At 67.2% G+C, this 13067-nt stretch carries 2 protein-coding genes (1 of these 2 only partly in view); both read right to left on the minus strand.

The window, feature by feature from the left end; all coding sequences use genetic code 11:
* Window positions 1–11325 carry an amino acid adenylation domain-containing protein gene (locus ACNQPL_RS17810; protein WP_416467423.1) on the minus strand — a complete coding sequence of 3775 codons (11325 nt, stop codon included), beginning with the start codon at window positions 11323–11325 and terminating at the stop codon, window positions 1–3.
* Window positions 11322–13067, minus strand: the 3' portion of a protein-coding gene (locus tag ACNQPL_RS17815; protein WP_416467424.1) for a non-ribosomal peptide synthase/polyketide synthase. 20601 nt of this gene lie beyond the right edge of the window; 1746 of the gene's 22347 nt are visible here — the last part of the coding sequence; its start codon lies beyond the right edge, outside the window — the gene reads right to left on this strand; it ends in the stop codon at window positions 11322–11324. Before ACNQPL_RS17815 ends, ACNQPL_RS17810 begins: the two co-directional genes overlap by 4 nt.

Raw genomic sequence — 13067 nt, forward strand, 5'->3', positions numbered from 1 at the left:
TTACTGAGCCACCCGGTCCAGCTGCAGGGCCTGCCCGTCATGCCACCAGGCCGCCAGGCTGAACACATCCGGCACCTTGAGGATGCTGAAGTGATTGCCCGGCCCCTGCCACAGCGCCAATTGCGGCATCAGTTGCTGCCAGCCGGCCTGCATCGCGGTCTGTTCCCGCGCATTACCGGCCGCGTCCAGGCTCGGGTCATCGACCAGTACCAGGCCCACCGGCCCGCTGTACCCCTGCGCCGGCCGGTAGCAGGTGCGCAGCGCCGTGGCAAAGGTGCGTACGGTGCCTTCCAGGGCCCTGGGCGCAGAGCGCGCCGGCATCAACCCGGCCCGCACCATGGCCCCGTGCAACTGGCGCAATTGCTCGTCATCGCTGGCTTGGGCAAATGCCAGGGGCTCGATACCCAAGGCCTTGCCGGTCGACAGCTGCAGCGAGTCGATCAGGCGCTGCAGCGCTTCACCAAAGGTGTAGGGCTGGCCGCAGGTAGCGCCGCCACCCGGCGCTTCGCTGTCGATCAGGGTCAACGAGCGCACCTGGCGCCCCTTTGCCTCGAAACGGGCCGCCAGGGCATGCGCGACCCAACCGCCAAACGAGTGGCCCACGAGGTTCAGTGGCCCTTGCGGGTACAGCGCCTCGATGGCCTGCAGATGGCAGTCGGCTGCGGCCTCCACCGAGGCATGCGGCACCGAGCAGCCGTCCAGGCCACGGGCCTGCAGCCCATACAGCGGCCAGTCCGGCCCCAGCGCTTCGGCCAGCCCGATGAAACTGGTAACGCTGTCACCCGCACCCGGCACGCAGAACAGCGGCGCATGGCCGTGCTGCCCAGTCTGGATCGCCACCAGCGGCTGATAAGCCACAGCCTGTTCAGCCGGGCGAGCCGTTGCGCTGGCGAGCGCCTGCGCAATGGCCGCACCGACCGCGGCCACCTGCGGGGCCTGCATCATGCTGCGGTGGTCACCGGGCACGGCGATCTCGACCAGCGCCTGGGTCGGCAGCGCTTCGCGCCAACCCAGGCTTGCCAGGCCCTCGCTGCCCTGCTCGGCCCGGAACAGATGCACCGGCACACTCAGCGGTGCCAGGCGGTACTGGGCCATGGCGTGGCCGTGCGCCAGTTCGCGGGTGAAGTAATGGCGCAACTGCTCATCGCTCATGCTCGACCACAGGCCATACAACAGGTGGTGTTCACGGCAGCTGGCCAGCAGCGTGGCGAAATCGGCCTGCGCGGCCTCCAGGCGCTGCAGTTGCGCCAGGCGTGCTTCGCCCGCCTCGCCCTGCGAGCGCCAGAAGGTGCTGCAGTTGAGCAGCAACTGCCGCTCCAGCGCCCGCGGCCCTTGCCAGCGCGCCTTGCCCTGGTCGGCCAGGCGCGGCACATAGGTATCGATCAGGCCGAGGAACTCGACGACCTCATCCTCGCCCAGCAACTGGTTGGCCATTTCAAAGGCCACCACGCCACCGAACGACCAGCCCGCCAGACGGTAAGGCCCCTGTGGCTGCACCTTGCGCAACTGTTCGATCTGGTAGCGGGCCAGGCATTCCAGGGTGCGCGGTTGGGGGTCGCCGCAAGGCACACCCGGCAGGCCGTACACCGGGAAATCACCCGGCAGGTGCTGGCCGAGCACCGGGAAGTAGAAGTCCAGGCCGGTGAATTCGTGCACCAGGAACACTGCGGGTTGCGTACCTGCGGACCTGACCCGGATAACGGTTGGCGCCTGGCGGGCACCGCCGGCTTCCAGATGACGGGCCAGCGACGCCACACTTGGCTGCTGGAACACGTCATTGATAGCGGCCTGCAGGCCTGCCTTGGTGAGCTTGTCGATCAAGCGGATAGCCGCCAGCGAGTGCCCGCCCAGCTCAAAGAAGTTGTCGTGGCGACCTACCCGCTCCACGCCCAGCAGTTCGGCCCAGATCGCGGCCAGCAGGGTTTCGGTTTCGCCTTCCGGGGCCTCGAACGGGCGGTCCTGAATGGCATCGGGCTGCGGCAGGGCTTTGCGATCGAGCTTGCCGTTGGGGCTCAGTGGCAGGGTTTCGAGGTGCATGAACTGCGCAGGCACCATGAATTCCGGCAGGTGCTTGAGCAGTGCGGTACGCAGCATTTCAACCGCTTGCGGCTCGCCGGTGTAGTAGGCGATCAGGCGTTGATCGCGGGCCACCACTACGGCTTCTTTGATACCCGCGATGGCGGTCAGGCCAGCCTGGATTTCGCCCAGTTCGATGCGCAGGCCGCGGACCTTCACTTGGTCGTCGTTACGGCCCAGGTATTCGATGTTGCCGTCCGCAAGGTGTCGCGCCAGATCGCCGGTGCGGTACAGACGCGCACCGGGCCGGGTGCTGAACGGGTCGTCGATGAAGCGTTCGGCGGTCAGTTCGGCACGGTTCAGGTAGCCACGGGCAACCTGCACGCCACCAATGAACAGCTCGCCCGCCACGCCCTGCGGCACCGGCTGGCCTTGGCCGTCCAGTACGTACAACGTGGTGTTGGCAATTGGCTTGCCGATGGGCGTGTTGTCCGGCGCCGTGACGCAGTGCCAGGCACTCACATCCACGGCGGCTTCGGTCGGCCCGTAGAGGTTGTGCAGTTCCACGGATGGAAGCTGAGTATGGAATCGCCGTACCAGACTGCCCGGCAATGCTTCGCCGCTGCACAGCACGCGCTTGAGGCGATCTGCCGAAGCGTCGCCATGCGCCAGGAACACGTCCAGCATCGACGGCACGAAGTGCAAGGTGGTGACGCCCTCGCTGCGAATGACTTGGCGCAGATACTCCGGGTCGCGATGGCCGCCTGGGCGAGCCATGACCAGGCGCGCGCCGGTTTGCAGCGGCCAGAGGAACTCCCACACCGACACGTCGAAGCTGAACGGCGTTTTCTGCAGCACCACGTCATCGGCGCCAAGGCGGTAGGCCTCCTGCATCCACAGCAGGCGGTTGACCACCCCGGCGTGCTCGTTCATCACGCCTTTGGGCAGGCCGGTCGAGCCCGAGGTGTAGATCACATAGGCCAGATGATGTGGCGTCAGCGCAGCCACAACCGGGTTGCTGGCAGGTTGTGCATGCCAGGTCGGCTGATCCAGGTCGATCACCAGCCCGGATTCCGGCACATGGCGAGTCGCCGCATGCACCAGCACCGCTACCGGCGCGCTGTCGCTCAGCATGTGGCGCACACGTTCGGCCGGGTAATCCGGATCGACGGGCACGTAAGCACCACCGGCCTTGAGAATGGCCAGCAGCCCCACCACCATCGACAACCCACGTTCGACGCAGATAGCCACGCGATCGTCCGGTCTCACCCCAAGATCGATCAGATGATGCGCCAGGCGGTTAGCCTGCTCATTGAGCTGGCGATAGCTCAACACACCCTCTTCCGCCCGCACGGCCACGGCATCCGGCGTGCGCTCGACCTGCGCCTCGATCAGGCCATGCAAGGTCTGCTCAAGGTCGTAGTCCACCACCGTGTCGTTGAACGCCAGCAACAACTGTTTGCGCTCATCGGCATCCGGCAGCCCGGTGTGCGCTGGAATAGCCCCCGCACCTTCGGCAAACGTCCACAGCAACTGCTCCAGGTACCCTGCGTAACGCGCGATGGTCGCCCGATCGAACAGCGCGGTGGCGTAGACAATGCCCCCGGCAAAGCCGTCCGCCCCTTCGCCCATGCTAAGGCTCAGGTCGAACTTGGCGATCCGCGCCTGGCCGCCGAGCGCGGTCACTGCCAACTCGCCCAGCTGCAGCGCCTGGCGGTCCGGGCTACCTTCCCAGTCCAGCGACACCTGGTACACCGGTGTATGGGCCAGGCTGCGCTGAGGCCGCAGGGCCTCGACCACCTGTTCGAAAGGCAGGTCCTGATGCGCCTGGGCGGCCACTACGGTCGCCTTGACCCGTGCCAGCAGCGTGGCAACGTCCGGCGCGCCAGTGGTATCCACCCGCACGGCGATGGAGTTGACGAACATGCCGATCAGCCCGTCCACCTCCGCCTGCCGGCGGTTGGCCAGTGGCGAACCTACCACCACCTCGTCCTGCCCCGCCAGCCGCGCCAGCAACACCGCCCAGGCCGCCATGAACAGCATGTACGGGGTTACCCCCTGGTCCCGGCACAGCGCCTTGAGTTCGACACTCAAGCGTGGGTCCAGGCAGATCGCAACGCTGTCACCGGAGTAGTCCTGACGTTCAGGCCGTGGCCGGTCACACGGCAAGCTGATCAACGTTGGCGCGCCGGCCAGGTGGGCGGCCCAGTATTCGGCCTGGCGCTGCAAGGTATCGCCACCCAGCCAGCGGCGCTGCCACAGGGCATAGTCCAGGTACTGCACCGGCAGCGCTGGCAATGGGTCCGCACGATCCTGGCTGAAGGCTTGGTACAGTTCGCCCAGCTCGCGTACCAGCACACCCAGCGACCAGCCGTCGGCCACCAGGTGGTGCAGGGTCAGCAGCAGTACATGGTGGCCCTGCGCCAGGTGCAGCAGGCGCCCACGGATCGGCAGGTCCTGGTCCAGGGTGAAGGGTCGACTCGCCTCCTGCTCGATCAATGCAGCCAGCGCCGCCGCCTCAAGGCCGGGAGCTTGTACCCTGGCAAGGCTGAAAGCCTCGGTCGCCAGGACTACCTGCGGCTCGCCATCCTGCTCTACAAAATGGCTGCGCAGGCTCTCATGGCGCTCGACCAGGCGCTGCAGCGCCCGTTCCAGTGCATTTGCGTCCAGCGCCCCTTCAAGGCGCAGGCCGATAGGGATGTGATACGCCGCACTGCCAGGTGCCATCTGCGCCAGGAACCACAAACGCTGCTGAGCGAACGACAGCGGCATGCGGCCCACACGCAGGCTCGGCTGGATGGCCGGCAACACCTGCGCGGGGTGGCTGGCCAGGCTCGCCGCGACCGCCGCCAGGCGGTCATCGGCAAACAGGTCGGCCAACGCCAGTTCCAGGCCCAAGCGCTGACGCACCTGGGCCAGCATGCGCATGGCCAGCAGCGAGTGGCCGCCCAGCTCGAAGAAGCGGTCGTTGCGCCCGACGTGTTCGACCTGCAGCAACTCGCCCCATACCTGCGCCAACACCAGCTCGTGCTGGCCCTGCGGCGCCTCGTAGGCCGCCGCCGCGAAGTCCTGCGGCCCCGGCAGCGGCAATGCCTTGCGTTCGACCTTGCCGTTGTTGCTCAGGGGCATCCGCTGCAGGGCGACAAAGGCCGCCGGCACCATGTATTCAGGCAGGCGCCCACGCAGGTAGTTGCGCAGCCCGTTTGCATCAAGGGCCTCATCAAGGCGGGTGAACCAGGCCACCAGGCGCAACGGCCCCTGCTCACCGGGCACGGCCATGACGATGACGTCGCCGATACCCGGGCACTGCGCCAACTGCTGCTGGATTTCCCCCAGTTCGATACGGAAACCGCGGATCTTCACCTGGTCGTCATTGCGCCCCAGGCACTCCAGCTGGCCATCGGCCTGCCAGCGCACCAGGTCGCCGGTGCGGTACAGCCTGGCACCGGGCTGCTGGCTGAACGGGTCATCGACAAAGCGTTCGGCGGTCAGCTCAGGCCGGTTGAGGTAGCCCAGGGCCACGCCATCGCCGCCGATGTACAGCTCACCTACCACCCCCAGCGGTACCAACTGGCGCTGGGTGTCCAGCACGTAGACCTGGGTATTGCCGATGGGTTGCCCGATCGGCACCTGCGTGGCGCTGGCGGGCAGCGTGCGCACCTCAAAGGTGACCGCGAAGGTGGTGGTTTCGGTGGGCCCGTAGCCGTTGATCAGGCGCAGCGCCGGCGCACGCTCGCGCAGGGCCCGGAAGGCCGCAGGCTCGGCGCGCTCGCCACCGCTGATGAGGATGCGCAGCCGCGCCAACGCGTCGGGCAGCAGTTGCACATACTGGTTGAACAGCGCCGTGGTCAGAAACAGCACGCTGATGCCGTCCTCTGCCAGCGCAGCGGCAAAGCGCTGAGGGTCCACCAGCGTCGGGTGATCGATCACCCGCACCTGGCCGCCGTTGAGCAGCGCACCCCAGACTTCCAGGGTGCTGGCGTCGAAAGCCGGGTTGGAGGCGAAGGCGATGCGGTCCTGCGCCGTGAAGTCGGCGTAGCCATTGACCATCACCAGGCGCACGATGCCCCGGTGCGGCACGCACACCCCTTTGGGCATGCCGGTGGTGCCCGAGGTGTACATCACGTAGGCGCTGCTGCCGGCGCCCTGGGGCAGGCCCGGGTTGTGCCCAGGCTGGCTGTCGAGCGCCAACTGATCCAGGTCCAGGCGCCGCACCGGGAAGTCTGTAGCCACGTCGGCCAGCGTCAGCAGCGCCACGGCCTGGCAGTCATCGACCATGAACGCCTGGCGTTCCACAGGCGCATGGATATCCAACGGCACATACACCGCCGCGCACTTGAGCACCGCCAGTTGCGCCACCAGCAGCGGCAGCGAGCGTGGCAGCAGGATCGCCACGCAGGCACCGGGCTGCACGCCCTCGGCGATCAGGTAATGGGCCAGGCGGTTGGCCCGGGCATTGAGCTCGCCATAGGTCAGCGCCTGCTGGCCATGCACCGCCGCCAGCGCCAATGGGTGGCGGGCGACGCGTTGTTCGAACAGGCGTTGCACGCACTGTTCGCGCGGGTAATCGCGGCCGGTTTCATTGAACGCGTGCAGCTGAGTGTGGCGCTCCTGCTCGTCGATCAGCTCGACATGCGCCAGGGTTGCCTGGTCATTGCCGACCATGGCCCAGAGCAGGGTTTCAAAGTAACCGAGGTAACGGCGCACGGTAGGTTCATCGAACAGCGCCGTCGCGTACTCCAGGCTCCCGGCCAACAGATCGCCGTGCTGGCCCAGGTTCAGCGTAAGGTCGAACTTGGCCACCTGCCCGGTCTGGGCCACGGCCTCAAGCTGCAGGCCCTGGAGTTCAAGGGCCGGGCCATGGGTGGCCTGCCAGTTGAGGGTCGCCTGGAACAACGGCGTGTGGGCCAGGCTGCGGGCGGGCCGGACGATCTCGACCACCTGCTCGAACGGCAGGTCCTGATGTGCCTGGGCGTCGAGCACGCGGGTGCGGGCCTGCTCCAGCAATGCTTGCGCAGTCGGCGCCGCTTGGGTGTCGATGCGGATGGCCAGGGTATTGACGAACAACCCCGCCAGCGCTTCCACCTCGGCCCGGCTGCGCCCCGCCACCGGGCAGCCGATCACCACTTCGGTTTGCCCAGAAAGCCGTGCCAACAGCGCCGCCCACGCACCCAGTACAGTCATGTAAAGGGTGACGCCGTGGCGTTGCGCCAAGGTGCGCAGGCCGGCGGCCAGGCGCAGGTCAATTTCCAGCGGCAGGCTCGCCCCGGCAAAGTCCTGGCGTTCCGGGCGCGGCCGGTCGCTGGGCAGCTTGAGCAGGGTTGGTGCGCCGTCCAGCGCCTGGCGCCAGTAGTCGGCCTGGCGTTGCAACTGTGCACCGGCCAGCCAGCGACGCTGCCACACCGCGTAGTCGCCATACTGGATGGTCAAGGGCGGCAGTGGGTCTGGCTGGCCTTGGCACATGGCGGGGTACAACGCGCTCAGTTCCTGGGTCAGCACACCGAGCGACCAGCCGTCGGCGACGATGTGGTGCACAGTCAGTGCCAGCACATGGTGTTCGGCGCCCAGGCGCAGCAGGCGTGCCCGCAGCAGCGGGCCATGGGCCAGGTCAAAGGGTGCGCTGGCCTCTTCCCGTAACCGGGCGGGCAACGCATCGTAGCTTGATGCTTCGCGCTGGAACCACTCGCCGCCGGCGGTGGCAGCGATGATCACCTCGGCACTGTCGTCACGCGGCACGAAGCGGCTGCGCAGGGTTTCATGGCGCTCGACGATGCGCAGCAGCGCACACTCCAGCGCATCGGCATCCAGCGGCCCGCGCAGGCCCAGGGCCAGCGGGACGTTGTAGGCCTGGTTGCCGCCTTCCATCTGCGCCATGAACCACAGCCGATGCTGGGCGAACGACATGGGCAGCGGTTGTTCGCGTGGCACCGGCAGTATCACCGGCAGTTCACTGCGACCGGCCTTTGCCAGTACGGCCGCCACCGCCGCCAGTTCGGCATTGGCGAACAGCTCGGCCAAGCTCAGCTCGACGCCCAGGCGCAGGCGCACCTGCGAGACCATGCGCATGGCCAGCAGCGAATGGCCGCCGAGGGTGAAGAAGTGGTCATGCCGGCCAACCCGCTCGACCTGCAGCAGCTCGGCCCAAAGCTGCGCCAGGGCGTTTTCGAGTTCGCCCTGGGGGGCTTCGTAACCCTGTTCGAACAGTGCCGAACGTTCTGGCTTGGGCAGCGCGCGACGGTCCAGTTTGCCGTTGGCGGTCAAGGGCAAGGCCGCCAGTTCGACGAACGCCACCGGCACCATGTACTCCGGCAGGTGCGCCTGCAACTGGGCGCGCAGGCTTTCAGGGGTTGCCGCCTCGACATCGGCCTGGGGCGTGAAATAGGCAACCAGGCGCGGCTGGCCGGGCTGGTCTTCGCGGGCCAGCACCACGGCTTCATTGATGCCCGGCAAAGTGGCCAGGCGGCTCTCGATTTCACCGAGTTCGATACGCACGCCGCGGATCTTCACCTGGTCATCGTTGCGCCCCAGATAGTCCAGGGTGCCATCGGCCAACCAGCGCACCAGGTCGCCGGTGCGGTACATGCGCGCCCCTGGCGTGGCCGCAAAAGGGTCTTCCAGGAAGCGTTCAGCGGTCAGTTCAGGGCGGTTCAGGTAACCGCGTGCAACCCCGGCACCGCCGATGTACAGCTCCCCTGGCACGCCCAGCGCCACAGGCTGGCGGTGTTCGTCGAGCACGTACAGGCGGGCGTTGTCCACTGGCCGGCCGATGTGCAGCACCCCGCCCGCCTCGACCACGCCGGAGCTGGCCACCACCGTGGTTTCGGTGGGGCCGTAGTTGTTGACCACGGCAAAGCGCTGGGTGCGGTTGAATTGGCGCAAGCGGTCGCCACCGATCAGCAACGTGCGCAAGGTCGGGTGCTCTACCTGGTGGCTGAAGGCATATTCGGCCACCGGCGTGGGCAGGAAGCTCACGTCCAGCGGCTGCTCGCGCCACCAGGCGAGCATCGCATCAAGGTCTTCGGTGCCATCGGCGGCCGGGGCCAGGTGCAGCGTGGCGCCGGCACACAAGGCGGGCCAGACCTCCCACGCCATGGCGTCGAAGCCGAAGCCTGCCAGGCACGAGGTATGCCGGCCATGGCAAAGGTCGAAGGCGCGGCAGTGCCAGTCGACCAGATTGTTGACGGTCTGGTGCTCGACCATCACGCCTTTGGGCTGGCCAGTCGAGCCGGAGGTGTAGATCACATAGGCCAGGTTATGCGCGCTGAGCGCTGGCACCGCCGGGTTGTCTTCACGTGCCGCCCAGGCCGGCGGGTCGAGCAGCACTACCGGAACATCCAGGCTCCCCAGCCGCGCGCGCAGGGCCTGCTGGGCAAGCACCACCACGGGTGCGCTGTCGGTGAGCAGGTACTGCACCCGCTCATCCGGGTGGGCCGGGTCGATCGGCACATAGCCGGCACCGGCCTTGAGCACGGCCAGCAGGCCCACAAGGGTCTCCAGGCCACGGCGGGCGACCACCGCAACGCGGTCATCGGCGCGTACGCCAAGGCCGATCAAGTGGTGGGCCAAGGCATTGGCCTGGCGGTTGAGGCTGGCGTACGTCAGCGCTTCGCCCGCATGGGTGGCGGCGATGGCGTTCGGGTGTGCCTGCGCCTGGCGTTCGATGCGCTGGTGCAAGGCAAGGTCGGTTTCATGGCTGGCGGCGTAGTCATTGAACCCTTGCAGCAGTTCGTGACGCTCGCTGGCCGGCAGCATGTCCAGCGCCAGTACCTGCGCTGCGGGTGCCTGCAACAGGCTTTCCAGGGTTTGCTGCAGGTAGGCGCAGACCCGTTGCGCCGGCACTTCGGCGCTGGCCAGCAACGTCAGGCGCAAGGCTTCGCCCAGGTCATCGACGCTGAGCGTCAGCGGGTAGTTGGTGGCCTCGGCCGATTCGACGACATCGATGCCGGCCAGTGCCGCGCGGCGCGGTGCGCTGGCCGCGACCGCGCTGTGCCGGTAATTGAGCAGTGCATTGAACAGCGGCGCGGGGGCCGCCACGCCGCTGCAGCGCTGGGCCAGCGCCAGGGGGGCGTGTTCATGGCGCATCAGGGCGCTGAGGCGCTGATGGGTGGCGCGCAGCGCGGTGGGCAGGTCGACGTTGGCCAGGTCCACCCGCAGCGGCAGCGTATTGATGAAGATGCCCAGTGCCCGGTCGGTGGCTTCGGCGCCCTGCAGGCGGCCCATCAGCACCGTGCCGAAAACCACCTGTGCCCGCCCGGTCAGGCCGCCCAACACCCGGCCCCAGGCCAGGTGGAACAGGCTGGCGACACTGACGCCCTGCCCCCGGGCATAGGCCCGCAGGCGCAGGCACAGGTCCAGCGGCAGGTCGAGGGTGTGCTCGTTGTGCACGGCGCCATCGCCCTGCACGTCCTGAATGCCATAGGCCAGGGTCGACTCATCGATGCCGCCGAGCATCTCGCGGAAGAACGCCTCATGCTGCGCTTCGCTGATGCCCAGCACCGCCTGCGCGACATAATTGCGAAACGGCACCGGGGTGCCCAGGTGCTGCTGGTCGCCGGTGAGGAAGGCGATCAGCTCGTGGCGGACCACGTCCAAGGCACTGTGGTCCATGGCGATATGGTGGAACTGCAGCGTGGCGCTCAGGCTGCCATCGGCCTGGGCCGGCTCGCGCAACAGGCGGATCAAGGGCGCCTGGGTCAGGTCGAGCCGGTTACGCTGCGGAGCATCCTCGGGCAGCGCCAGAACCTTCAGTTCGGCCGCGCGCCACACCACTTGCACCGGGGTCTCCAGGCCTTGCCAGTGCACCGAGGTGCGCAGGATGTCGTGGCGCGCAACCACCCCGCGCAGGGCGTCGGCGAACGCCTGCAAGCGCGCTTCGCTGGCGAACACGAAGCGCGCCTGCATCACGTAGGGGTCATGGTCGGTGGCACTGGCGTGGTGGAACAGCATGCCCTGCTGCAGCGGTGCCAGCGGGTAGATGTCCTGCACGTTGGCAGCGCCACCTGGGATGCAGGCGACGACCCGGTCGAGGCTGGCCTGGTCGAGCTCGATCAGGTTCAACACATGCGGGGTGATCCGTGTGCAACCGGGTTCGATCAGGTTGGCCGGCACGTTCACTGCACCTTGCTTCACGGCCACGTACTCGCCGCGCTCGATCATCGCCACCAGAGCCGGTTTGTGCTCGCGAAGGCGCGCCACCAGGGCGGCGTCGGTCAAGGCCTGACGGTTGCCCTGAACCACCAGCTGGCCATCCTTGAGTGCCAGTTGCACGTTGTTGGCCGTCAGTGTTGCCAAGAGTTGGTTGATGCTCACAGGACGATCTCCATTCTGTCTGTGATGGCTGCATAGCCGGCCAGTGTGGGTTGGTCGAACAGGGCGCGCACGTCGGCCTCCAAGCCTTGTTCGCGCAGGCGCGAGGTGAGGGTCACCGCCAGCAGCGAATGGCCGCCCAGTTCAAAGAAGTTGTCGTGCCGCCCTACCCGCTCCACGCCCAGCAGTTCGGCCCAGATCGCGGCCAGCAGGGTTTCGGTTTCGCCTTCCGGGGCCTCGAACGGGCGGTCCTGAATGGCATCGGGCTGCGGCAGGGCTTTGCGATCGAGCTTGCCGTTGGGGCTCAGTGGCAATGCTTCGAGGTGCATGAACAGCGCGGGCACCATGAATTCCGGCAGGTGCTTGAGCAGTGCGGCGCGCAGCATTTCTACCGCTTGCGGCTCGCCGGTGTAATAGGCGATCAGGCGTTGATCGCGGGCGACCACCACGGCTTCCTTGATACCCGCGATGGCGGTCAGGCCGGCCTGGATTTCCCCCAGTTCGATGCGCAGGCCGCGGATTTTCACCTGGTCGTCGTTACGGCCCAGGTATTCGATGTTGCCGTCCGCAAGGTGTCGCGCCAGATCGCCGGTGCGGTATAGACGTGCACCGGGCCGGGTGCTGAACGGGTCGTCGATGAAGCGTTCGGCGGTCAGTTCGGCACGGTTGAGGTAGCCGCGGGCAACCTGCACGCCACCAATGAACAGCTCGCCCGCCACGCCCTGCGGCACCGGCTGGCCTTGGCCATCCAGCACGTAAAGGGTGGTGTTGGCGATTGGCTTGCCGATTGGGGTGTTGTCCGGCGCCGTGACGCAGTGCCAGGCACTCACATCCACGGCAGCTTCGGTCGGCCCGTAGAGGTTGTGCAGTTCTACCGTGGGCAATTGGGCGTGGAATCGCCGTACCAGACTGCCCGGCAACGCTTCACCGCTGCACAGCACGCGCTTGAGGCGATCTGCCGAAGCGTCGCCATGCGCCAGGAACACGTCCAGCATCGACGGCACGAAGTGCAAGGTGGTGACGCCTTCGCTGCCAATCACCTGGCGCAGATACTCCGGATCACGATGCCCGCCCGGGCGGGCCATGACCAGACGTGCGCCGGTTTGCAGCGGCCAGAGGAATTCCCATACCGACACGTCGAAGCTGAACGGGGTTTTCTGCAGCACCACGTCGTCGGCGCCAAGGCGGTAGGCTTCCTGCATCCACAGCAGGCGGTTGACCACCCCGGCGTGCTCGTTCATCACGCCTTTGGGCAGGCCGGTCGAGCCCGAGGTATAGATCACATAGGCCAGATGATGTGGTGTCAGCGCGGCCACAACCGGGTTGCTCGCAGGTTGTGCATGCCAGCTTGGCTGATCCAGGTCGATCACCAGCCCCGCTTCCGGCACATGGCGAGTGGCGGCATGCACCAGCACCGCTACCGGCGCGCTGTCGCTCAGCATGTGGCGCACACGTTCGGCCGGGTAATCCGGATCGACGGGCACATAGGCACCACCGGCTTTGAGGATGGCGAGCAGCCCCACCACCATCGACAACCCACGTTCGACGCAGATGGCCACGCGATCGTCCGGTCTCACCCCTAGATCAATCAGATGATGCGCCAAGCGGTTAGCCTGTTCGTTGAGCTGGCGATAGCTCAACACGCCCTCTTCGGCCCGCACAGCCACGGCATCCGGTGTGCGCTCGACCTGCGCCTCGATCAGGCCATGCAAGGTCTGCTCAAGGTTGTAGTCCTGCGCCGTGTC

The sequence above is a fragment of the Pseudomonas sp. LFS044 genome (genome assembly GCF_047978245.1).
Classification (GTDB): Bacteria; Pseudomonadota; Gammaproteobacteria; order Pseudomonadales; family Pseudomonadaceae; genus Aquipseudomonas.